The sequence below is a fragment of the Paraburkholderia sp. D15 genome, from assembly GCF_029910215.1.
Lineage (GTDB): Bacteria > Pseudomonadota > Gammaproteobacteria > Burkholderiales > Burkholderiaceae > Paraburkholderia.
The window spans coordinates 3,481,484-3,502,955 of sequence record NZ_CP110395.1; the positions used below are offsets into that span (position 1 = coordinate 3,481,484).

The 21,472-nt window shown below is 62.0% G+C and carries 20 protein-coding genes and 3 tRNA genes; 12 read left to right on the forward strand and 11 right to left on the reverse strand.

Annotation, left to right across the window (positions count from 1 at the left end; translation table 11 throughout):
• The first annotated feature begins 5 nt into the window (after positions 1 to 5).
• Positions 6 to 578 (forward strand): TMEM165/GDT1 family protein, encoded by a 573-nt coding sequence (locus LFL96_RS15005; RefSeq protein WP_280995998.1) that lies wholly within the window; start codon positions 6 to 8, stop codon positions 576 to 578.
• 185 nt (positions 579 to 763) lie between these two features.
• On the opposite strand, the gene LFL96_RS15010 is transcribed toward LFL96_RS15005, so the two are convergent.
• Positions 764 to 1,465 (reverse strand): DUF4136 domain-containing protein, encoded by a 702-nt coding sequence (locus LFL96_RS15010; RefSeq protein ID WP_280995999.1) that lies wholly within the window; start codon positions 1,463 to 1,465, stop codon positions 764 to 766.
• 238 nt (positions 1,466 to 1,703) lie between these two features.
• On the opposite strand from LFL96_RS15010, the gene pepN reads away from it, so the two are divergent.
• From pepN to LFL96_RS15035, 5 genes are all read left to right on the forward strand, one after another.
• On the forward strand, positions 1,704 to 4,424 hold the full coding sequence (pepN, locus tag LFL96_RS15015) for an aminopeptidase N (protein ID WP_280996000.1): 2,721 nt from the start codon (positions 1,704 to 1,706) through the stop codon (positions 4,422 to 4,424).
• 218 nt (positions 4,425 to 4,642) lie between these two features.
• Positions 4,643 to 4,924 (forward strand): type II toxin-antitoxin system RelE/ParE family toxin, encoded by a 282-nt coding sequence (locus LFL96_RS15020; RefSeq protein ID WP_280996001.1) that lies wholly within the window; start codon positions 4,643 to 4,645, stop codon positions 4,922 to 4,924.
• A gap of 16 nt (positions 4,925 to 4,940) precedes the next feature.
• Complete coding sequence (locus LFL96_RS15025; RefSeq protein ID WP_280996002.1) at positions 4,941 to 5,396, forward strand: HigA family addiction module antitoxin; 456 nt, start codon at positions 4,941 to 4,943, stop codon at positions 5,394 to 5,396.
• 107 nt (positions 5,397 to 5,503) lie between these two features.
• A complete protein-coding gene (locus tag LFL96_RS15030) occupies positions 5,504 to 6,520 on the forward strand; it encodes a class 1 fructose-bisphosphatase (protein WP_280996003.1) in 1,017 nt (338 codons plus the stop codon).
• A gap of 55 nt (positions 6,521 to 6,575) precedes the next feature.
• Positions 6,576 to 6,651: transfer RNA gene (locus LFL96_RS15035), tRNA-Thr, on the forward strand.
• 112 nt (positions 6,652 to 6,763) lie between these two features.
• Here LFL96_RS15035 and LFL96_RS15040 read toward each other — a convergent pair.
• Positions 6,764 to 6,964 carry a hypothetical protein gene (locus LFL96_RS15040; RefSeq protein ID WP_280996004.1) on the reverse strand — a complete coding sequence of 67 codons (201 nt, stop codon included), beginning with the start codon at positions 6,962 to 6,964 and terminating at the stop codon, positions 6,764 to 6,766.
• A 124-nt stretch (positions 6,965 to 7,088) separates the two neighbouring features.
• Entirely contained in the window at positions 7,089 to 7,997 is a 909-nt protein-coding gene (locus tag LFL96_RS15045; protein WP_280996005.1) for a LysR family transcriptional regulator, read from the reverse strand.
• A 125-nt stretch (positions 7,998 to 8,122) separates the two neighbouring features.
• Between LFL96_RS15045 and LFL96_RS15050 the strand changes: the two genes are divergently transcribed.
• The 3 genes from LFL96_RS15050 to LFL96_RS15060 all read left to right on the forward strand — a co-directional run bounded on the left by LFL96_RS15050 (position 8,123) and on the right by LFL96_RS15060 (position 10,833).
• Entirely contained in the window at positions 8,123 to 9,235 is a 1,113-nt protein-coding gene (locus LFL96_RS15050) for an aldo/keto reductase (protein ID WP_280996006.1), read from the forward strand.
• 534 nt (positions 9,236 to 9,769) lie between these two features.
• The gene (locus tag LFL96_RS15055; RefSeq protein WP_165614451.1) at positions 9,770 to 9,919 is read left to right on the forward strand and encodes a hypothetical protein; all 150 of its coding nucleotides are present in this window, start codon (positions 9,770 to 9,772) and stop codon (positions 9,917 to 9,919) included.
• Between the two features lie 317 nt (positions 9,920 to 10,236).
• The gene (locus LFL96_RS15060) at positions 10,237 to 10,833 is read left to right on the forward strand and encodes a chorismate mutase (RefSeq protein ID WP_280996007.1); all 597 of its coding nucleotides are present in this window, start codon (positions 10,237 to 10,239) and stop codon (positions 10,831 to 10,833) included.
• A 99-nt stretch (positions 10,834 to 10,932) separates the two neighbouring features.
• On the opposite strand, the gene LFL96_RS15065 is transcribed toward LFL96_RS15060, so the two are convergent.
• Together LFL96_RS15065 and LFL96_RS15070 are read right to left on the reverse strand one after the other, a co-directional pair.
• Complete coding sequence (locus LFL96_RS15065; protein WP_280996008.1) at positions 10,933 to 12,084, reverse strand: exonuclease domain-containing protein; 1,152 nt, start codon at positions 12,082 to 12,084, stop codon at positions 10,933 to 10,935.
• A gap of 344 nt (positions 12,085 to 12,428) precedes the next feature.
• The gene (locus LFL96_RS15070; RefSeq protein ID WP_280996009.1) at positions 12,429 to 12,632 is read right to left on the reverse strand and encodes a cold-shock protein; all 204 of its coding nucleotides are present in this window, start codon (positions 12,630 to 12,632) and stop codon (positions 12,429 to 12,431) included.
• A 1,232-nt stretch (positions 12,633 to 13,864) separates the two neighbouring features.
• Between LFL96_RS15070 and LFL96_RS15080 the strand changes: the two genes are divergently transcribed.
• Positions 13,865 to 15,013, forward strand: a complete 1,149-nt coding sequence (locus LFL96_RS15080; protein ID WP_281000769.1) for a porin — start codon at positions 13,865 to 13,867, stop codon at positions 15,011 to 15,013.
• Positions 15,014 to 15,195: 182 nt separating this feature from the next.
• On the opposite strand, the gene greB is transcribed toward LFL96_RS15080, so the two are convergent.
• Positions 15,196 to 15,765, reverse strand: a complete 570-nt coding sequence (greB, locus tag LFL96_RS15085; RefSeq protein WP_280996011.1) for a transcription elongation factor GreB — start codon at positions 15,763 to 15,765, stop codon at positions 15,196 to 15,198.
• A 120-nt stretch (positions 15,766 to 15,885) separates the two neighbouring features.
• On the opposite strand from greB, the gene LFL96_RS15090 reads away from it, so the two are divergent.
• Positions 15,886 to 15,962: transfer RNA gene (locus LFL96_RS15090), tRNA-Arg, on the forward strand.
• 84 nt (positions 15,963 to 16,046) lie between these two features.
• Positions 16,047 to 16,123: transfer RNA gene (locus LFL96_RS15095), tRNA-Arg, on the forward strand.
• Between the two features lie 179 nt (positions 16,124 to 16,302).
• Here the strand turns inward: LFL96_RS15095 and LFL96_RS15100 are convergent.
• From LFL96_RS15100 to LFL96_RS15120, 5 genes are all read right to left on the reverse strand, one after another.
• Positions 16,303 to 16,794 (reverse strand): phage protein NinX family protein, encoded by a 492-nt coding sequence (locus LFL96_RS15100; protein WP_280996012.1) that lies wholly within the window; start codon positions 16,792 to 16,794, stop codon positions 16,303 to 16,305.
• A 168-nt stretch (positions 16,795 to 16,962) separates the two neighbouring features.
• Entirely contained in the window at positions 16,963 to 19,320 is a 2,358-nt protein-coding gene (locus LFL96_RS15105; RefSeq protein WP_280996013.1) for a bifunctional (p)ppGpp synthetase/guanosine-3',5'-bis(diphosphate) 3'-pyrophosphohydrolase, read from the reverse strand.
• 182 nt (positions 19,321 to 19,502) lie between these two features.
• A complete protein-coding gene (rpoZ, locus tag LFL96_RS15110; protein ID WP_006025620.1) occupies positions 19,503 to 19,706 on the reverse strand; it encodes a DNA-directed RNA polymerase subunit omega in 204 nt (67 codons plus the stop codon).
• 61 nt (positions 19,707 to 19,767) lie between these two features.
• Positions 19,768 to 20,448 (reverse strand): guanylate kinase, encoded by a 681-nt coding sequence (gene gmk, locus LFL96_RS15115; RefSeq protein WP_280996014.1) that lies wholly within the window; start codon positions 20,446 to 20,448, stop codon positions 19,768 to 19,770.
• Between the two features lie 18 nt (positions 20,449 to 20,466).
• Positions 20,467 to 21,390 carry a YicC/YloC family endoribonuclease gene (locus LFL96_RS15120; RefSeq protein WP_280996015.1) on the reverse strand — a complete coding sequence of 308 codons (924 nt, stop codon included), beginning with the start codon at positions 21,388 to 21,390 and terminating at the stop codon, positions 20,467 to 20,469.
• Positions 21,391 to 21,472 lie beyond the last annotated feature (82 nt).

Below are 21,472 nucleotides of genomic sequence, written 5' to 3' on the forward strand. Positions count from 1 at the left end.
ACACCGTGGATCACGCTTTTCTCATTTCGACCGGCGCGGTCGCGCTCGCCGAGATCGGCGACAAGACGCAACTGCTCTCGCTCGTTCTCGCCGCCCGCTATCGCAAGCCGCTGCCGATCATTCTCGGCGTGCTCACCGCGACCCTCGTCAATCACGCCTGCGCGGGCGCGCTCGGCGCGTGGCTCGGCACGCTGCTGACGCCGACCATCATGCGCTGGGCGCTGGCGGCATCGTTTATCGGCATGGGTTTGTGGATTCTCGTGCCGGACAAGCTCGACGACGAGGAAGCCAACACCAGCCGCACGCACTTCGGCGTGTTCGGCGCGACCGTGGTGACGTTCTTCCTCGCCGAGATGGGCGACAAGACGCAGATCGCGACCGTGGCGCTCGCCGCGCGCTTTCACGATTTCTTCGGCGTGGTGGCCGGCACCACGCTCGGCATGATGATCGCCAATGTGCCGGCGATCCTGCTGGGCGACCGCTTCGCGCATCGGCTGCCGACCAGGGTCGTGCACGGCATCGCCGCCGTGATGTTCGTGATTCTGGGAACCATGGCCTTGTTCGGCATCGGCATATAAGCCGCCGACGTCCCGCTAGCTGATCGCATGAACGAAACGGCCCGGCAGGTTATTCCTGCCGGGCCGTTTTTTGTCGCCGTCGGCGCGCCGGATAGTTAGCGGCGCGCGTGTTGCCTACAGGCAGCTATGCATTCAGCCATGTCGTCGCATTGCCGCCGAGCCGGTCACGCCGCCTGTCATCCCGCTTACTGCACCACCTTCGCCGCCGAGGCCGGCGTCGCAGGCGCTGCCATGGGCGTCGCCGCCACTTCGTTCGGCACGCCGCCGTTCTTGACGAGCGGAATCTTGACCGTATGCACGACGCCATTGCCCAGCGGGAAGTCGGCCAGCGCACTGCGCGCCAGATACGGCATGGCCCGCACCAGCGACGACTCCTCGCCCTGATTGCGCGCGGTCACGTTGTAGACCTCCTTGCCGGTCGCGCGATCGGTGATCCGCACACCGAGCAGATGCGTGAAGACCGGATAGCTCTGGTTCACGTAAGCATCCGGGAACGGCCCCCACGGACCCCAAGGGCCCCACGGGTCGAACGGCCGCCCGAAGTACGGCGCCGGCCACGGGTTGTAGTACACCGGTTGCGCGACCGTCACCATGTCCGAGCGAATCCCGTAGGACAAGCCGACCAGGTAATGCGCCTGCGCGGTATCGACCTCGCGGAACGCATGCGTGGCGAGTTCGTTGGCGACGATGCGCTCGTAGGTGGTCAGTTCCAGATTGTTCTGCTTGTCCGCCGGGCGCGTGAACGCGTAGGTACGGCTCGCGTCGTTGCCGCTCCAGTCCGAGAAGGCCGTGACCTGGGTGGTCACATAGGTCGTGCAGCCGGACAGCAGCACGGTTAGCGACGCCAGCAGCAGCGCGGCGCGACGGGTCCATCGGTTGAATGTCATGGTCTACCTCTTGAAGCGCTCATGAAGCTCCTACGAAGCCTGATGTTGCACGTTTATTTATATTCGCCGCCGCACGCGAGTTGGCTTCGCGTGCGGCGACCGATAATACGCTGACACGGCGCCTCGGTAAAAAGTTCGCCCCGCACGAACCGCCGAGGCTTTGTACAATGGCTCGGCACGCCCGGCTCGCACGCCAGAAGCGAGCTTGCCGATTCAAGTTCCCATCCTACAGAACGCCATGGCCGATACCGCAACGCCCAATGTGATCCGCCGCGCCGACTACGCGCCGCCCGCCTTCCTGATCGACACCGTCGCACTCGAATTCGATCTCGTCCCCGAACGCACGGTGGTGAAGAACACCATGCGGGTGCGCCGCAATCCGGACGCCGCGCGCGCCACGCAGTTCGCGCTGATGGGCGAACAACTGGAGTTCGTCAGCGCCGTCATCGACGGCAAGCCGTTCGCCAACGTGCACGCGCACGAACACGGCCTGCTGCTCGATCATGTACCGGACGCGTTCGAACTCACCCTCACGAGCATCTGCAATCCGGCCGCGAACACCACGTTGTCGGGCCTGTACGTATCGGGCGGCAACTTCTTCACGCAGTGCGAGGCCGAGGGCTTTCGCCGCATCACCTACTTCCTCGACCGGCCGGACGTGATGGCCACGTACACCGTCACGCTGCGCGCCGACAAGGCCGAGTATCCGGTGCTGCTGTCCAACGGCAACCTGCTCGAGGAAGGCGATCTGCCGGACGGCCGCCACTTCGCGCGCTGGGAAGATCCGTTCCGCAAACCCAGCTACCTGTTCGCGCTGGTGGCGGGCAAGCTGGTCGCGCTCGAGGAACGCGTGAAGAGCGGCTCGGGCAAGGAAAAGCTGCTGCAGGTCTGGGTCGAACCGCACGATCTCGACAAGACCCGCCACGCGATGGATTCGCTGATCCATTCGATCCGCTGGGACGAAGAACGCTTCGGGCTCGAACTCGACCTGGACCGCTTCATGATCGTCGCGGTGAGCGACTTCAACATGGGCGCGATGGAGAACAAGGGGCTCAACATCTTCAACACGAAGTACGTGCTGGCGAACCCCGAGACCGCGACCGACACCGACTTCGCCAACATCGAGGCCGTGGTCGGCCACGAGTACTTCCACAACTGGACCGGCAACCGCGTGACCTGCCGCGACTGGTTCCAGCTGAGCCTGAAGGAAGGCCTCACGGTGTTCCGCGACCAGGAGTTCTCGGCCGACATGGCCGGCGGCGCCACCGACGAAGCCGCGCGCGCCACCAAGCGTATCGAGGACGTGCGCGTGCTGCGCCAGTTGCAGTTCGCCGAGGACGCGGGTCCGATGGCGCACCCGGTGCGTCCGGAGAGCTTCGTCGAGATCAACAACTTCTACACGATGACGGTCTACGAGAAAGGCTCGGAAGTCGTGCGGATGTATCAGACGCTGTTCGGCCGCGACGGCTTCCGCAAGGGCATGGACCTGTACTTCAAGCGTCACGACGGCCAGGCCGTGACCTGCGACGACTTCCGCCACGCGCTCGCCGATGCGAACGGCCGCGATCTCGCGCAGTTCGAGCGCTGGTACAGCCAGGCCGGCACGCCGCGCGTGTCGGTGCGCACCCGCTACGACGCCGCGCAGCGGCGTTACAGCGTGACGCTCACGCAAGGCTACGGCGAGGCCGCGCCGGCCGCGCGCGAAACGCAGAAGGGACCGCTGCTGATTCCGTTCGCGATCGGCCTGATCGGCAAGGACGGCGCGGATCTGCCGCTGCAACTGGAAGGCGAGGCCCAGGCGTCGGCCACGACCACGCGCGTACTCGAATTCACGCAGACCGAGCAGACCTTCACGTTCGTCAACGTCGCGCAGGAACCGCTGCCGTCGCTGCTGCGTAATTTCTCCGCGCCGGTGATCGTCGAGTACGACTATTCGGCGGATCAACTGGCGTTCCTGCTCGCGCACGACAGCGATCCGTTCAACCGCTGGGAAGCCGGTCAGCGGCTTGCCACCCGCGAGTTACTGACGCTCGCCGCGCGCGCCGCCAGCGGCGCGCCGCTGCAGCTCGACGATTCGGTGGTCGCCGCGTTCGCGCGCGTGCTGACCGACGAAACGCTTTCGCCCGCGTTCCGCGAACTGGCGCTGATGCTGCCGTCCGAGGCGTATCTGGCCGAGCAGATGACGGAGTCGAATCCGGCGGCAGTGCATGCGGCGCGGCAGTTCGTGCGCAAGCGCCTCGCCAACGCGCTGAAGGGCGACTGGCTCGCCGTGTACGACCGGCATCGCACGCCGGGCGACTATGAAGCCACGCCGGACGCGTCGGGTCATCGCGCGCTGAAGAATCTCGCGCTGTCGTATCTCGCCGAACTGGACGATCCGGCCGAAGCCGTGCGTCTCGCGTCCGCGCAATACGACGCGGCCAACAACATGACCGACCGCGCGGCCGCGCTCTCGGCGTTGCTGAATGCGGCAGCGGCGGCGGTGGAAAACGGCGCTGCCGGCGGCGCCGAAGGCACCGACGCACAGCGCGCGCTGGACGACTTCTATCGACGCTTCGAGAACGAACCGCTCGTCATCGACAAATGGTTCGCATTGCAGGCCACGCAGCGCGGCAGCGCGAAGCGTCCGGTGATCGACATCGTGCGCAAGTTGATGGCGCATCCGGCCTTCAACCTGAAGAACCCGAATCGCGCGCGCTCGCTGATCTTCAGCTTCTGCGCGGCGAACCCCGCGCAGTTCCATGCCGAGGACGGCTCGGGTTATGCGTTCTGGGCCGACCAGGTGATTGCGCTCGATGCGATCAATCCGCAGGTTGCCGCCCGCCTCGCCCGCTCGCTCGAACTGTGGCGCCGCTTCACGCCGACGCTGCGCGATGGTATGCGCGCCGCGCTGGAAAAGGTGGCCGCGCAGGTGAAGTCGCGCGACGTGCGCGAGATCGTGGAGAAAGCGCTGGCGTGACGTTCTGCTGAACGCTGAAATCGTAGGGATGAGCCGGCACGCGTTGCCGGCTTTTTTTCGTCCTGAATTTGCCTCGGCGCGGGTGGTCCTGGGTAGTCGCGGCTCGTCGTCTTATGTGGCATCGGCCATTCGGCTGACTGTTCGAACGCCGCGCGAAGGGTGAAAGTAAACGCATTCAATTAACGGTTTACGTTTAACGCATCGCGTTATATCATCCCATGATCACGACATTCGGCAACAAGGCTACGGCGGCAATCTTCGAGGGCAAGTTCGTGCGGTCACTGCCTCTGAACATGCAGACACTCGCACGGCGCAAGCTCCTGATGATCGACGCCGCCGACTCCGTCCAGAACCTGCACGCGCCGCCCGGCAACCGGCTCGAATCGTTGCAAGGCGACCGTTGCGGGCAATGGAGCATCCGCATCAACACGCAGTGGCGCATCTGCTTCCACTTCGTCGAGGGGGAGGCGCTCAATGTCGAGATTGTCGACTATCACTGATTATTGGGAGAGCAGCATGGTCATCAAACGCTCCGAACTGAGCGGCGTCGATTTCTCGGACGTCGCCACCGGCGACAACATCCCGGAAATCCACCCGGGCGAGATTCTGCGTAGCGAGTTTCTCGACCCGCTCGGCATGTCCGTCAATGCGCTGGCGCTCGCGCTGCGCGTGCCGGCACCGCGCATCAACGACGTCGTCCGCGGCAAGCGCGCGATCTCGGCGGACACCGCGCTGCGGCTCGAACGCTATCTGGGCGCGAGCGCGCAGTTCTGGCTCAATCTGCAGATCGCCTACGACCTGCGCGTCGCCACGGCGGCCTCCGGCGCGCAGATCACGCGCGAAATCGAGCCCATGCCGAAGGCGGACCGGCCGAAGCTGCCCAGAATGAGCCCCGAGCACGCGCGCGCCGCCGCGCTCGCCACCAGTCTGCGCCGCGACGCGGAAGAGGAAAGACCGCGGCGCAAGGCCTGAAACACGCCGCGCGTCCGCCGGCCGCTCGCCCTCTCCTGCAAAAGCACGGAGCGGACACAACGAAAGGTTAAAATCGGGATATTCCTCAAGCCTTCCCGGAGTACAGCATGTCTTTGCAACGTCGTACCACTCTCACGAAATACCTGATCGAACAGCAGCGCGAGACCAACAACCTGCCGGCCGATCTGCGTCTGTTGATCGAAGTCGTCGCGCGGGCGTGCAAGGCGATCAGCTATCACGTCAGCAAGGGCGCGCTCGGCGATGCGCTCGGCACGGCGGGCAGCGAGAACGTGCAAGGCGAGGTGCAGAAGAAGCTCGACATCCTGTCGAACGAAATCCTGCTTGAAGCGAATGAATGGGGCGGCAACCTGGCCGGCATGGCATCCGAGGAAATGGAGCAGTTCTTCCCGATCCCGGCCAACTATCCGAAGGGCGAATACCTGCTGGTGTTCGATCCGCTCGACGGTTCGTCGAACATCGACGTCAACGTGTCGATCGGCACGATCTTCTCGGTGCTGCGTTGCCCTGACGGCCAGCAGCCCACCGAACAGTCGTTCCTGCAACCGGGCACACAGCAGGTCGCCGCCGGTTATGCGGTGTACGGCCCGCAAACGGTGCTGGTGCTGACCACCGGCAACGGCGTGAACTGCTTCACGCTCGACCGCGAACTCGGTTCGTGGGTGCTCACGCAAAGCGACATGCGCATTCCGGTCGAGACGCGTGAATTCGCAATCAACGCGTCGAACGAGCGCCACTGGTACGCGCCGGTCGAGCAATACATCGGCGAGTTGAAGGCAGGCAAGGAAGGTCCGCGCCAGAGCGACTTCAACATGCGCTGGATCGCGTCGATGGTGGCGGATGTGCACCGTATCCTGAATCGCGGCGGCATCTTCATGTACCCGGCCGACAAGCGCACGCCGGACAAGCCCGGCAAGCTGCGTCTGATGTACGAGGCGAACCCGATGGCATTCATCGTCGAGCAGGCGGGCGGCGCCGCGACGAACGGCGAGAAACGCATTCTGGACATTCAGCCGAAGAGCCTGCACGAGCGTGTGGCTGTGTTCCTCGGCTCGAAGAACGAGGTCGATCGTGTGACCCGATATCACCTCGACGCAAAAAAATGAAGAAAGGGGCTTGCCAAGCTCGTAAAAGAGTCCCTATAATCTCGTTTCTCCTGATGCCGGAATAGCTCAGACGGTAGAGCAGCGCATTCGTAATGCGAAGGTCGGGGGTTCGATTCCTCTTTCCGGCACCATCAAGATTCAAGCAAAAAGCCCAGTCCTCGCGACTGGGCTTTTTGCTTTTCAACGCGCATCTTTATCGCGCAGCAACGGATCGACAACGGTGACGATCCGGCCGTGCGCCGATCACCCGCGCGAACTCCATCTGTCGAACGGCGCGGTCATCATGAGATTGCGCGCCGCCATCGAATCGCCGTCGTTCGCCTGCCCGGTTTTCGGTGTGTCGTACGCGGCAATCGCTTCGCGCGGCGCCGACGAAAACCACATGATCTTGCCCGCGCATTCGATGCCGACCTGGCGGCCATCCCAGTACACCGCGTTTTCCATGCCCCGCTCCCTTCGTCCGGATGAAATGACACTCTTCCGCGGACAGGAGACGGTGTCCGTTGGCCATCGCACGCAATGCGGGAAATGTTTTACGCGCAGCAACGCGCCATGACGCGACTCGTACCTAACCCGCGCGCTTCTCTTTCAGGAAATCGATCAGCGCCCGCAGCTTGAGCGGCATCTGCGCGCGGCTCGCGGTGTACAGATAGAAGCCCGGAAAAACCGGACACCAGTCATCCAGCACGCGCAGCAAACGGCCATCCGCCAGCGGTTCACGCACGTAGTCCTCGATCACGTGCAACAGACCGACACCTTGCAGCGCAGCCTGCACCATCGTGCGCAGATCGTTGGTCACCAGCGAGCCGCGCGTATCGACTTCGAACACGCGCGCGGAGTCATCGGGGGCCGCGAACTCCCAGCGGTAGATGCCGCCGCTTGTCGCGAAACGGTAACGCAGACAATCGTGTGCGGCGAGATCGGCCGGCGTCCCGGGACGAGGATAGCGCTCGAAATACGCAGGCGAACCGGCCACCACGATACGGATCTCGCCGCTCAACGGCACCGCCACCATGTCCTGCGCGACGCGCTCCCCAAGCCGGATGCCAGCATCGAAACCTTCGCCGACGAGGTCGGCCAGACCATCGTCCAACGTCAAATCGAGACGAATCTGCGGATAACGGCGCGTGAACTCCGCCAGGTGCGGCAATACCAGCAACTCGCCCGCGATCCTCGGCAAATTGATACGCAGCGTGCCGGCGGGCTGATCGCGGGTTTCGTCGAGCGCCTCGAACGCCGCCTCCAGTTCGCCAAGAGCGGGTTGCACGCGCGCGAGAAACTGCGCGCCCGCCTCGGTCAGCGCGACGCGCCGCGTGGTCCGGTTGAACAGCCGGACGTTCAACTGCGTTTCCAGCGCGCGGATGCTTTGCGACAGCGCGGATGCCGTCACCCCGGTTGCGGCCGCGGCATGCGTGAAACTGCCGTGACGCGCGACGCTGGCGAACGCCATCAACGCCGGCAGTTGAGCGGGATCCATCGCGACTCCACTATTAAGTCAAACTTCATAATCCTTGCAGACAACGGGTATTTTTCCACGAAAAGAACTGGAGCACGATGGCGCCATCGATTCATTCTTCTTCACACCCTCGCAAGGAGACAGTCATGACGATGAACCGCTATAGCCTGCTCGGCCGCTCGGGCCTGCGTGTCAGCCCGATCGCGCTCGGCACGATGACCTTCGGCACCGAGTGGGGCTGGGGTGCCGACGAAAAAGCGGCGCAGCGCCTGTTCGACCTGTATGTGGATGCGGGCGGCAACTTCGTCGATACCGCCGATTTGTACACGGAAGGCACGAGCGAAACCTGGCTTGGCCGCTTCGTCGCGGCACGCGGACTGCGCGACCGGCTGGTCATCGCGACGAAATACGGTTACAACGCCGAGTCAGGCAATCCGAACGCGGGCGGCAACCATCGCAAGAACCTGCTGCGCGCGCTCGACAGTTCACTGAAGCGTCTCGGCACCGACTACATCGACCTCTATTACCTGCATACGTGGGACCGCGTCACGCCGGTCGACGAAGTGATGCGCGCGATGGACGACGCAGTGCGCGCCGGCAAGATCCGCTATGTCGGCCTGTCCGACACGCCGGCCTGGTTCGCCGGTCGCGCACAGACGCTCGCCGACTGGCGCGGTTTCGAGCCGGTCGCCGCCATGCAGCTCGAATATTCGATGATCGAGCGCAACGCGGAGAACGAGTTCGCCGACCTGGCCGCCAATCTCGGCATGGGCCTCGTGCCGTGGAGCCCACTCGGCATGGGCGTGCTATCCGGCAAGTACCGCCCGTCTCAAGGCGCAGCCGCGAGCTTTTCCGGCGACGGCCGCCTCGCCGCGATGGCCAGCGCGCCGCCGCCGGGCTTCGACAAGCTGACCGAGCGCAATTTCCGCATCGTCGCGGAGCTGGAATCGGTCGCCAACGAAGCCGGCCGGCCGATGGCGCAGGTCGCGCTGAACTGGCTGCATCAGAAGCGCGGCGTGTCGAGCATCATCGTCGGCGCGACGCGGCCGGAGCAACTGCAGGAATCGCTCGGCTCGCTCGATTTCACGCTCGCGCCCGAGTTGATCGCGCGGCTCGACGCGATATCCGAACCGGCCCGGCCGTTCCCCTACTACATGTTCGCCGATGGCCATCAAGCGCGCATTCACGGCCAGGTGGAAGTCGCCGATAAGCCCGCAAGCTACGCGACGCCATTGAAAATTCCGGCGCCGGCAGCCTGAAAAACGGCGAACAAAGCGACGAGCGTCGCAAAAACATAAGGCCCTGTGTTCGCTGCGGAACACAGGGCCTTTTCATTTGCACGAAAACTCGTAAAAACGACGCGCGAGCGTCAACGAATTCAGCGAATGGATCGTTTACGAAAAGATTAGGGGGACGAATGGCCCGCCAAATGAATCGGTAATTGACGAACGTTCGGTTTGGTAACGGGAAAATCCTGCCGATGCCGCATTGCACAAAAATCGTTTCAGTTTGTTCATATCAACAGACTGAGTGCGCAACGCGCAGCGGACGAGAAGCAGACCCGCGCGAAGCCCGTGGAGCAAGGCTGACGGACGATGGCGAGAGGAAACTTGGATTGATATGAATGACAGCGGATAAGCAGACAAGCCGCATGCAACCGATAAATTCTATTCAAACACCCTCTTCAATTGTCAGCTTGTGCCGTTAAAGCAACAAACAACATGTGAGCTGCATCAGCTGCTGGTGCAAAACGGGGACCGAGGCAGATAATCGGTTTGTAAAGGAGAAAGATCATGGATGCCAAACCAACGAAAATTCCGACCCCGGACAAGGTTTTCAGCCCGGATCCGGAACCCGCTGGCGTCGAGTTTCTGGGTGCTGAACTGCCGGAGCACGTTCGCGCCTTTTTCGACGAACAACGCAAGTCGTGCGACTCGAAGTAATCGGGGCGTGGCGCGATGCAGCATCGGTGGCCGTGCGTGACGCGCACGGCGCGGATTGGATCGCGCGCGAGCATGGGTCTCGCGTTCTGCTGTCAACGGGGTTAATGACCTTCTGAAGCCGACGCCCGGCTGCACGCCCGGCGTCCGGTTGTGCTCGTCCGTCGCGGTGCGTTGGAATGTTGCAGATGTCGCCATGGCCGGCTGCTCGAATGCCGCGCCATCGTGTAGTTCATCATCGTGATGAACACGCCTGCCCGATCGGGCATCGTCTATTCTTCTGGTTTTTCTTCCGCGGCCGACCGGCCACCGACCTGTCCATGAATCGTTCGTCCCGCTTTGGCGCGTCATGCGCGCTTGCATTGCTTGTCGCCCTCGCATTCGCACCCGCGCCCGCCGCCGCCGATGGCGACGACACCGCCCTCACCAATCTGATCGCCCTGGCATCGCAGCGACTTGCGCTCGCGGAACCGGTCGCACGCTGGAAATGGGCGAATCACCAGGCGATCACCGATACGCCGCGCGAAAACGCGTTGCTGGCCGATGTCGCGAAACGCGCGGCTACTGCAAATGTCGATCCCGCATTCGCTCGCGCGTTCTTCCAGGATCAGATCGACGCGAGCAAGGACGTACAGAACGCGCTGTTCGCCGAGTGGCGCGCCACGCAGCCGCCGCAAGGCCCGGCGCCTGATCTCGCAACCAGCACGCGACCGCAGTTGGACCGCTTGACTCAGGCCATGGTGACGGGGCTCGCGCGCGTACAACCGCTGCGCGCGACGCCGGATTGTCCGTCGCGGGTCGCGCAGGCTCTGGCTAACTGGAAATCGCTGACACGTTACGACTCCACGCGTTCGAGCGCGCTAACGCACGCGCTTGGTCACGTATGCGACTCGGGCGGCGTCGGCGCGACCGGTTAAGAAGCGCGCGTTCGTACTCGCCGATGGGTTTGGTCGTGCGCTCGCACTCTTTGGCGCTGCGTTATACAGCGCGCTTCGGCTCAGCTCGAGCTACCAGGCTCAGGCAAGCCCCGTGACCGACGCGTCGGTCGTCACGCTGAGCGGCATCACACGCAAACCTCGCGCAAGATGGCTCTGCAGGATGCGGTAGGTCGACAACTCGAACGGCCCTGTCACGCTCGACGCGTGCAGATCAGTCGCCTGCGCGAGCGACGCCGCGTGACCCAGATAACACCAGCGATCGACGACGTGAAACGCACGCGCCTGCGACGCCTCCTCGCGCTCCTCGAAAACGATCGGGCCTTGAAACGGCCAAGGCGCATCCGTCGGATCGCTCTTCCCGACGCGCGGCACACGGTTATGTCCGGGGCGCAGAGTTGCGATCCATTGCGCCTCCGCCAGCATTGCGCCCAACTCGCCGCCGGTCGCGCGCCATTCGACGCGCCGCACCTGCTGCGCAAGCCGAATATCCTTCGACGACCGGCGCTCGCCGGTCAAATGCGCACGCAAGCGCTGACGCACGCGCACGCTTCGTCCGACGTACAACGGCAGGTCGTCGTCGCCATAGAACGCGTAGACGCCGCATCCGGCCGGCGCGGCGTCCAGCAGATCCTCCGTTATTTCGCCCGCCAGCCGGTAGCGCCGCGTAGTGCGCTCGATCTGCGCCCGCAGCACATTCAACGGCACGAGATCGTGCAGGCGCTGCCAGAACTGCCAGATCAGATCGGCATCGGCGAGCGCGCGGTGGCGGTCCGACGGTACCAACGCGTGACGCTCGACCAGCGCATCCAGTCCATGACGTTTTTCCGCGGGAAAGAGCGCGCGCGACAGACGCACCGTGCACAGCACGTCCGGATCGAAGGCAATACCGGCGCGCCGGAACTCGCCGCGCAGAAAACCACGGTCGAAACTCGCGTTGTGTGCGACGAACAATTTACCGTTCAGGCGCTCGAACAGCGCTGGCGCGACCGATTCGAAGGTCGGCGCGCCGCGCACCATCGCGTTGGTGATGCCCGTGAGTTGCTGGATAAAGGATGGAATCGGCTGCTGCGGATCGACGAGGCTGCTCCAGCGCGATACGCCGGCGGGTCCGACTTCGACCACACCGATCTCCGTAATGCGGTGCTCGCTGGTGGAACCGCCGGTGGTCTCGAGATCGACGAAAACGATCGGGCCGTCTAACGCCGGCTCCGGCAAAAGCTGTTCAGACATGGAAAGGAATACTTTGGACGCGTGACTTTGCGGCAAGTATGCACCAGTTGGCGGGCGTGTAGCTGGATTGCATCGGATGATCTGCGACGGACAGCGATACCCTGCATGGCCGCAATATGCGCCCTGGCGGACAATGCTTTTAAATGCAGAATAACTTCGTTTTCAACGACCTTAAGATTATTCTTAATTCACACATCTCCTGACTGCAACTTGATTAAAATCAAATCATCAGGGCTTTTGAAACAGCCAAAAATTGACGCACATCCAATTAAACAGGCATGAAAAAGCCCTCGCTTTTCGGCGAGGGCTTACGTACGAACGCCGCGCGAGCGGCGAGGCACGGCTTAAAGCGGCTGGATGTTCGCTGCCTGCTTGCCCTTCGGGCCAGTCTTGACGTCGAACGACACGCGCTGGTTTTCCTTCAATGATTTGAAGCCTTCCGAACGAATTTCAGAGAAATGCGCGAAGAGATCTTCGCCACCCGAATCCGACGTGATGAAGCCAAAGCCCTTAGCATCGTTGAACCATTTGACGATACCAGTTTCCATGTTCCAATTTCCTTCGAGGATTTAAAAAAAGCGGGCAATGCCCTCAAACCGAATATCACTGTCAAACTATCCACTATGGATTATTTCAGACAGCCTAATCCGTCAATCAGATCGGCCAGGTGAATTCAGCAATGCCGTTATACGGGCAACGAAGAATCGTCGTCAAGCGAATTTTTAATATTCGTTTAGCGCGCAACACGCTAAGCGTCGCACATAACAAATCGGCAATGTTTATCGCATATCTCGATATCGTCTGAATAAATTTCGCGTCATTATTACTTATCAATGACGGAGGTATGCGAGATAGAGGAAATTATTTCTTGCAAAGCTGCAAATCTGTAACAAATTATGTTTTTAGTAAGTGTTTTTCCGAGTTGATAGCGTGCAATCGCATCAGCATCATGGGATCAGAAGTTGTCGTAATGCGTATTGGGAGATTGTCATGCTGTTTAGTGAACTTCGCCGCATCATTTCGTGGCTCACGCGATCGTCGACACAGACGCAAGCAGGTCGATCCGAAGCATCCGCGGAAACAGAAGACTCCGCTCTCCAGTTCGAACCTGTATGGCATGGCGATCACTGGCAAAACCTGCTGGCCTCTCCCATGGACGCACGCCGCTACGTGATGGAAGACTGGAGCGTGCCGGCGTCTTCCGACTGGCGCACCGCCGAGGGCCTCGCGCCCGCGCGCTGATCGGCTAGCCGCCAACTGGCCTTGTCGACGCCCATAAAAAAAGCGCGACTGGAAAGTCGCGCCGACAAAGGTTTGGAGATCTTTTTCGTCAACGAAAAAGTCTGCTTCGAAAAGCAGAAATTTCAGTATAGCGGTTAAGATTCATACGATTATTCACACAATTAACAATCATCTATTTCATTCGCGACAACAATCAATTTTTACATCCTGTCGTTGTTGTTTTTTTGGTCAATTACTGTAGTAAATCAGCAACGCCGAACCCGCCCGCGCCATCACCCATCTTCCCGAATATCGCTAGAAGCCTTTATTGGCAAGGCTTTAACCGCGTTCGCGTATCGTTTCTGATCACGTAATACTTTATTGCGCAAATCGGAACGTCCATCTCGCAAGCTGTCTCTCTACACTCTGCCTAACCGGAAACCAGCGCGGTTCTGCTTTACGCGCATCTCACACGGATCACGCCTCTCGCAGCGCCCGCGTGGGGGTCTCCCTAAAGCCTGGGTTCAACACCCACTCTCGCTCTCGGAGTTACAAGATGATGAAGAAGACACTCATGGTCGCTGCCCTCACGGGCGTTTTTGCAACGGCTGCACAAGCTCAAAGCAGCGTGACGCTGTACGGCTTGATCGACGCCGGCATCACTTATACGAACAACCAGCATGGCCATAGCAACTGGCAAGAAACCAGCGGTTCGGTGAATGGCAGCCGTTGGGGCCTGCGCGGTGCGGAAGACCTCGGTGGCGGTCTGAAGGCCATCTTCACGTTGGAAAACGGTTTCGGCATCAATGACGGCACGCTGAAGCAAGGCGGCCGCGAATTCGGCCGTCAGGCTTTCGTGGGTCTGGCAAGCGACCAGTTCGGCGCTGTGACCCTCGGCCGTCAATATGACAGCATGGTCGACTACGTCGCTCCGCTGGCCCTGACCGGCACGCAATACGGCGGCACGCAGTTCGCGCACCCGTTCGACAACGACAACCTGAACAACTCGTTCCGCGTGAACAACTCGGTCAAGTACCAAAGCGCGAACTACGGTGGCTTCAAGTTCGGCGCGTTGTATGGGTTCTCGAACCAGGCTGACGGCTTCGCGAACAACCGTGCTTACAGCGCTGGCGCGTCGTACAACTGGGGCGGCCTGAACCTCGCTGCTGCATACCTGCAACTGAACAGCAACGGCGCGACCGGCGCACAAGCCGCGTTCAATTCGGGCGGCGCAGTGTCGAGCGACAACACGTTCTTTGCTGGCCGTCAGCAAACGTGGGGCGCGGGTGCGAACTACGCGTTCGGCCCGGCAACCGTCGGCCTGGTGTACTCGCAAACGAATCTGTCGGGTCTGGCTGGCATCGGCGCAGGCGCGTCGGGTCAATCGGCAGGCGTCGGCGGCTTCGGCGGCGGCAGCGCTCACTTCCAGAACTTCGAAGCGAACGCTCGCTATGCGCTGACGCCGGCAGTCAGCGTTGCGGGTTCGTACACGTACACGAAGGCAAGCCTGGCTGGTACGCGTCCGCACTGGAACCAGTTCAATCTGCAAACCGCGTACGCGCTGTCCAAGCGTACCGATGTGTACCTGCAAGGCGAATACCAGCAAGTCAACGACGGCGCGATCGTCGACGCCGACATCAATGGTCTGGCTGCTTCGGGCAACAACAAGCAAGTCGCTGTGACCGCTGGTCTGCGTCACCGCTTCTAAAGCGGCAAGCCACTCCAGCCGTATCGAAGGCGCCGTTCGCGGCGCCTTTTTTTATGTGCCTTCCTTATGCCCGGCCGCTGCCGCGAATATCTGGGCGCTGGAGAAAAGGCCGCGCGTGCATGCGTTGCACAGCGCCGCCTCAGCTTTATTGCGTAAAGCGCAAGCGCTCCCTCCAAGCGCTTCTAGCCACCGAGATCCGGCGGCGGATACTTAACGTCGAGTATGTCGATCGCTTGTGGGCCAGCCGGCGTGTACAGCGTGACCGTATCGCCGACCTTTGCCTTGAGTAGCGCGCGCGCAATCGGCGAAATCCAGCTCACATGACCGATATCGAGATCGACCTCGTCGATGCCGACCACCGTGACGGTGTGGTCCTCGCCATCTTCGGTCGCATAGCTCACCGTTGCGCCGAAGAACACCTGATCGACGTTCTCCTGCTTGCTGCTGTCGACTACTTCCGCCAGATCGAGTCGTTTGGTCAGAAAGCGGATTCGCCGGTCGATCTCACGCAGCCGACGCTTGCCATAGATGTAATCGCCGTTTTCCGAGCGATCTCCATTCGATGCCGCCCAGGACACGAGCTTGACCACCTCGGGCCGTTCGACGTCGATCAATTGCAGCAGTTCGTCACGCATGCGCCGATAGCCGGCGGGCGTGATGTAGTTCTTGGTACCAGCAGGGACATCGGGCTGGGCGACGTCGAGGTCGTCGTCGTTCTCTTCACTCGACTCTTTGACAAAGGCCTTGTTCATGATCATCCGTTGACTGCAGCAATCGACTGCCCATCAAGGGTACACGATCGGGACCGTGTGACAAATCATCGTGACACGCTTCCATTTTTCAAAACCTTTGCTATAATCTCGTTTCTGCGTGCGGCTGTAGCTCAGTTGGATAGAGTACTTGGCTACGAACCAAGGGGTCGTGGGTTCGAATCCTGCCAGCCGCACCACTTATTCGAGGGCCTCCCTCCGGGGAGGCCCTCATGTTTTACCCCGGTTTCATTGCAGTAATAATGCGTCACCCGTTTTAGCGTGCGGCTGTAGCTCAGTTGGATAGAGTACTTGGCTACGAACCAAGGGGTCGTGGGTTCGAATCCTGCCAGCCGCACCACCTATAGAGGGCCTTCCAATCGGAAGGCCCTTTGTTTTTTACTCGGCGATTTGTGTTCGACAAAATTTAAGCGACGGCCGAGGCCAAGCCGGTCGTCATGCTTCATCCGACGCAAAGAGACGACAGCCCTACCTGATCGCGCTGCCCGGTCACCACCGGGCAAAAGCCGTCTCGCCCCGCTATCGCGGAGCCGACTGAATATCGCCGATCTGCCCATCCGGGCTCGGCACATCGGCGAACGAACTCCCCTCCGCTACGTCCCCGCCAAACGGCCGCGCTTGCATGCCGGCGAGCGTTTGCGCCTCGCGCAACACGTCGTTCACGCTCTCGCCGAACCGGCTTTCGACGAACGCTCGCAGCAAGGCCTCGCGCAGCGACTCGCCCCGCCCCTCCACGGTCCGATGAGCGCCCTCGAAATCCGCAACACAATACGCAGCCCCCGCTGCGGTTCGCTCACACACCTCAAGCCGCTGCGCTCGCTCCAGCACGACAGCCGCGGCCTCCCACGACGCGGAAGGCGTAAATCGCCCGTCCCATGGTCGCCCACGATCGTTACCGCGGATCGCAACGGTTTCGCCACTATCGGTAAAGTAGATTTCGCGCACGAAGTCGTGCAGGCTGCGGGCAACCCAATAGTCGAGCGCGAAACCGGTAAGGTCGGCTACTTTCATGTGCGTTCTCCCTGACGAACAGGTGAGACTCGCCGGCAACCGAGGCGTTCAGGCGAAGTGCAAATAGCGCGCGGACATTGAACCGGCTTAAACGGACGCGCCCGCAGAATGCAAAAAGGCGCGCCGCAGCGCGCCTTCAGCCCAAACAAATCGTACAACACAGCGAACTCAGTAATCCGCCCGCTCGCGGTCGATACGCATGCCGCCGTCGTGCCGATGATGCCCTTCCTCGCTCGGCCGCTCGCGCGCAATACGCATGACGTCCGGATTGGTCCGCACACGGCGCATCACGTTGGCCAGGTGCACGCGATCGCTGACTTGAATCACGAAACGCAACACCGTGGATTCCTGCGACAGATCTTCGTCCATCGCGATGTGGACGATGTTCGCGTCCGCCGACGTGATATCCGCCGCGACGCGCGCAAATACGCCCTTCGTGTTCTTGACCAGCACCTTCACCGCGACATCGAACAGACGGCCAGGCTGCGGCGCCCACGCGACGTCGATCCAGCGGCCCGGATCGCGCTTGTGGATGCGCTGCGCGACGCGGCAGTCGGTGGTATGGATCGCCATCCCGAGACCGATGCCGATATAGCCCATGATGTCGTCGCCCGGAATCGGCCGGCAGCACGCGGACAGTTGCACCGACATACCCTCGGTGCCCGTGATGACCACCGGCGGCGCATGCGGCAGATCGGAATGCGCGCGCGAACCGTCGTCGTCGGCATCGCGGCCGCTCATCAGCACTTCGATGCGCTTGGCCATGACCGCCGCGACACGCCGGCCGAGGCCGATGTCCGCGAAAATCTCCTGGCGATTCTTGTTGCCGGTCCACTGGACCAGTTTTTCCCAGGCTTCCGGCGTCACGTCCGACAGCGCAAACCCGTAGCCCTTCAGCGCCTGATCGACGAGACGCTCGCCGAGCTGCACCGACTCGTTCAGACGCATGGTCTTCAGATAATGCCGGATCGCCGAACGCGCCTTGCCGGAGCGGACGAAACCGAGCCACGCCGGATTCGGCTTCGAGTACGGCGCCGTAATGACTTCGACGATGTCGCCGCTCTTCAACTCGGTACGCAGCGGCAGCAGTTCGTTGTTGATCTTCACCGCGACGCACTGGTTGCCCAGGTCGCTGTGGATCGAATACGCGAAGTCGAGCGCGGTGGCGCCGCGTGGCAGCGCCATGATCTTCGACTTCGGCGTGAACACGTAGACCGCATCCGGGAACAGATCGATCTTCACGTGCTCGAGGAATTCGCTTGAATCGCCCGCTTCGCTCTGAATGTCGAGCAGCGACTTCAGCCACTGATGCGCGCGCTTCTGCACGTCGTTCAGATCCGCGCCGCCGTTCTTGTACAGCCAGTGCGCGGCCACGCCGGCCTCGGCGATTTCGTGCATCTTGCGCGTACGCACCTGAAACTCGATCGGCGCGCCGAACGGGCCGACCAGCGTGGTGTGCAACGACTGATAGCCGTTGACCTTCGGAATCGCGATGTAGTCCTTGAACTTGCCCGGCACCGGCTTGTACAGCGCATGCAGCGCGCCGATGCAGGTGTAGCACTCCAGCGCGCTGTCGACCACCACGCGGAAACCGTATACGTCCAGCACCTGCGAGAACGACAACTGCTTGTCGCGCATCTTCTTGTAGATACTGAAGATGGTTTTCTCGCGGCCGGTGACCTCGGCGTCGAGCTTCGCGTCGGCAATCGCGCGCTGCACCGACTCCAGAATCTTGCCCACCACCTCGCGCCGGTTACCGCGCGCCGCCTTGACGGCTTTTTCGAGCGTGGCGTAACGGTGCGGGTTGAAGTTCGCGAAGCTCAGGTCCTGCAGCTCGCGATAGGTATTGTTCAGACCGAGCCGATGCGCGATCGGCGCGTAGATGTCCAGCGTTTCGCGCGCGACCCGGCGGCGCTTTTCCGGCGGCACCGCGCCCAGCGTGCGCATGTTGTGCAGCCGGTCGGCGAGCTTGACCAGAATGACGCGGACGTCGCGCGCCATGGCGAGCAGCATCTTGCGGAAGTTTTCCGCCTGCGCTTCCTCGCGATTGCGAAACTCCATCTTGTCGAGTTTCGACAACCCATCGACCAGTTCCGCGACCTTCGCGCCGAACCGCTCGGCGAGTTCGGCCTTGGTCACGCCCTGGTCTTCCATCACGTCATGCAGGAGCGCGGCCATGATCGACTGCGCGTCGAGATTCCAGCCGGCGCAGATTTCCGCGACGGCGACCGGATGCGTGATGTACGGCTCACCGCTCTGCCGGTACTGGCCGAGGTGAGCTTCGTCGCTGAAATGGAACGCCGCCTTGATGTCCTTGATTTCTTCCGGCTGCAGATAGCCGGACAGCGCGGACGTCAGTTTGGCGATGGAGACGACGTCATGCCGGCGCGGCTGCTCCGGCGTGGCGGTCGGTCCGAACAGATGGCGAAACGACTGTTCGAGGACCGCGTCGATGTATTTGCGTGCGGATGAGGGCGAGTCGGCGTCGTGTTCCGCTTCCGTGGCGGTGGGCGGTGTGGTACTCATGATCGCCTCCGTAGCGGTTTGGGTTGGACGCCGGTCTGCACGTTGATGCTATGACTTGAAGCCAATGAAGCTGATGCGTGATGCGGGTGCGGCAAATACAAAATGAAGCAGGATGAAGCCGATGCTGCAGGCGCGTGCCGGAATGAGCAAAAGCGCGCCGGACGAAAACCGAAAAACCTGCGTTAAACAGGCACCTTCTTCAGCATTTCGACGCCAACCTGGCCGGCAGCGATTTCGCGCAGCGCGACGACCGTGGGCTTGTCGCGGCTTTCGATCTTCGGCGTGTGGCCTTGAGCGAGCTGACGCGCGCGATAGGTCGCGGCGAGCGCGAGTTCGAAACGATTCGGGATCTGTTTCAGGCAGTCTTCGACGGTAATGCGGGCCATGTTTGGGTTCCTTCTCGATATGTTGCTTATTCTACCTTATGTGCTCGGTGCACCACCGCGCTCACGCGTGCGGCAGGTGGATGCCGAGCTGCACGAAAAGCTGCGTGTGGCGTGCATATTGCGACGCGAAGCGCGAGCGCGTCGCGGCCACCAGGCACTGCAATTCGCTGAGCGCGCGATCGAAGTTCTCGTTGATCACCACGTACTCCGCTTCGGCCGCGTGCGCCATCTCGCCACCGGCTGCAAGTAGCCGTCGCGTGATCACGTTCGGTTCGTCCTGACCGCGTTTCTTCAGACGCTCTTCGAGCGCTTCGAGCGATGGCGGCAGAATGAAGATCTCGACCGCGTTGCGAAACTGCTTCTTCACCTGCTGCGCGCCCTGCCAGTCGATTTCGAGCAGCACGTCATGGCCGCTTTTCATCTGCTCCTCGATCCAGACGCGCGAGGTGCCGTAGTAGTTGCCATGCACTTCCGCGCTCTCGAGAAACTCGCCGGTGTCGTGACGCGCCATGAAATCGTCGACGGTCGTGAAGTGGTAGTGCTCGCCGTCCTGCTCTTTCGGACGCGGCGGGCGCGTGGTGTACGAGATCGACAGACGGATCGCGTCGTCACCGGCGAGCAGCGCGTTCACGAGCGTGGATTTGCCCGCGCCCGACGGCGCCACCACCATGAACAGGTTGCCCGGATAAGTGCCGGCATAAGGATGGCGCGCTGCGCCGCTTTCGCGTGTGTGGTCGGTCATGTTCGTGTTGCTCCCGCTTTATTCCAGATTCTGTACTTGCTCGCGCATCTGTTCGATGAGCAGCTTCAGCGTCATCGACGAGTCCGCGAGTTCCTTCGCGGCCGCCTTCGAGCCGAGCGTGTTCGCCTCGCGATTCAGTTCCTGCATCATGAAGTCGAGGCGCTTGCCGACCTTGCCGCCTTTCTGGATCACGTGGCGCGTTTCGTTCAGATGCGCGGTAAGGCGCGACAGCTCTTCCGCGATGTCGATGCGGATGCCGTACATCGTCACTTCCTGGCGAATCCGCTCGTTGATCTCTTCGCGCGACACGATCGTCGCGGCCGCATCCGGCGCGGCGATGCCGAGCGCTTCCTGCAGCCGCTCGACGATCTTCTGCTGATGCTTGGCGATCAGCTCCGGCACCAGCGGCGTAATTTTCGTGACGATCGCTTCCATCTCGGTGACGTTGGCGATCAGCATGGTCGCGAGTTGCGCGCCTTCCCGGCCGCGCACGTCGATCAGATCGGTGATTGCCTGCTTGCCGCACGCGAGCACCGCATCGCGCAGTGTCTCGGGCGCGATGCCGGTTTCGGCGAGCACGCCCGGCCAGCGCAGAATTTCACCCGTGCGCAGACGGCCCGCTTCGGGGAACGTGGAGAGCACCGTGCGTTCGAGCAGCGCGAGTTGCGCCAGCGCGTCGCGGTTGATCGAACCCGCGTTGGCGGTCTGCTCGCTGCGCTGCAGGTTGATACGGATATCCACCTTGCCGCGCGACAGTTTGTTCATCAGCATTTCGCGCAGCGTCGGTTCGCAGACGCGCACGTCTTCCGGCATGCGGAAGTTCAGATCGAGAAAGCGCGAGTTCACGGTGCGCAGTTCGACCGATACGCTCACGCCGCCGGTGCCCGAGGCCGCGACGAGTTCGCGCGTGGCGCTCGCATAGCCAGTCATGCTGTAGATCATCGTAGTTCTCGCGATTGTGGCCATGCGCTCGACGATGGCCGGAGAGTCGAAGCGCCCGGCGTGTACGAGACGCGGGGCGGGA

Excerpts from the sequence above, each read along its gene's own strand:
- LFL96_RS15025 (WP_280996002.1), top strand. The coding sequence starts at position 4,941 with ATGGTCATCAAACGCTCCGAACTGAGCGGCGTCGATTTCTCGGACGTC.
- LFL96_RS15060 (WP_280996007.1), top strand. The coding sequence starts at position 10,237 with ATGAATCGTTCGTCCCGCTTTGGCGCGTCATGCGCGCTTGCATTGCTT.
- LFL96_RS15010 (WP_280995999.1), bottom strand. The coding sequence starts at position 1,465 with ATGACATTCAACCGATGGACCCGTCGCGCCGCGCTGCTGCTGGCGTCG.
- LFL96_RS15045 (WP_280996005.1), bottom strand. The coding sequence starts at position 7,997 with ATGGATCCCGCTCAACTGCCGGCGTTGATGGCGTTCGCCAGCGTCGCG.
- LFL96_RS15080 (WP_281000769.1), top strand. The coding sequence starts at position 13,865 with ATGAAGAAGACACTCATGGTCGCTGCCCTCACGGGCGTTTTTGCAACG.
- LFL96_RS15070 (WP_280996009.1), bottom strand. The coding sequence starts at position 12,632 with ATGGAAACTGGTATCGTCAAATGGTTCAACGATGCTAAGGGCTTTGGC.
- pepN (WP_280996000.1), top strand. The coding sequence starts at position 1,704 with ATGGCCGATACCGCAACGCCCAATGTGATCCGCCGCGCCGACTACGCG.
- gmk (WP_280996014.1), bottom strand. The coding sequence starts at position 20,448 with ATGACCGACCACACACGCGAAAGCGGCGCAGCGCGCCATCCTTATGCC.
- LFL96_RS15020 (WP_280996001.1), top strand. The coding sequence starts at position 4,643 with ATGATCACGACATTCGGCAACAAGGCTACGGCGGCAATCTTCGAGGGC.
- LFL96_RS15065 (WP_280996008.1), bottom strand. The coding sequence starts at position 12,084 with ATGTCTGAACAGCTTTTGCCGGAGCCGGCGTTAGACGGCCCGATCGTT.
- LFL96_RS15055 (WP_165614451.1), top strand. The coding sequence starts at position 9,770 with ATGGATGCCAAACCAACGAAAATTCCGACCCCGGACAAGGTTTTCAGC.
- LFL96_RS15050 (WP_280996006.1), top strand. The coding sequence starts at position 8,123 with ATGACGATGAACCGCTATAGCCTGCTCGGCCGCTCGGGCCTGCGTGTC.
- LFL96_RS15030 (WP_280996003.1), top strand. The coding sequence starts at position 5,504 with ATGTCTTTGCAACGTCGTACCACTCTCACGAAATACCTGATCGAACAG.
- LFL96_RS15120 (WP_280996015.1), bottom strand. The coding sequence starts at position 21,390 with ATGATCTACAGCATGACTGGCTATGCGAGCGCCACGCGCGAACTCGTC.
- rpoZ (WP_006025620.1), bottom strand. The coding sequence starts at position 19,706 with ATGGCCCGCATTACCGTCGAAGACTGCCTGAAACAGATCCCGAATCGT.
- LFL96_RS15100 (WP_280996012.1), bottom strand. The coding sequence starts at position 16,794 with ATGAAAGTAGCCGACCTTACCGGTTTCGCGCTCGACTATTGGGTTGCC.
- greB (WP_280996011.1), bottom strand. The coding sequence starts at position 15,765 with ATGAACAAGGCCTTTGTCAAAGAGTCGAGTGAAGAGAACGACGACGAC.
- LFL96_RS15040 (WP_280996004.1), bottom strand. The coding sequence starts at position 6,964 with ATGGAAAACGCGGTGTACTGGGATGGCCGCCAGGTCGGCATCGAATGC.
- LFL96_RS15105 (WP_280996013.1), bottom strand. The coding sequence starts at position 19,320 with ATGAGTACCACACCGCCCACCGCCACGGAAGCGGAACACGACGCCGAC.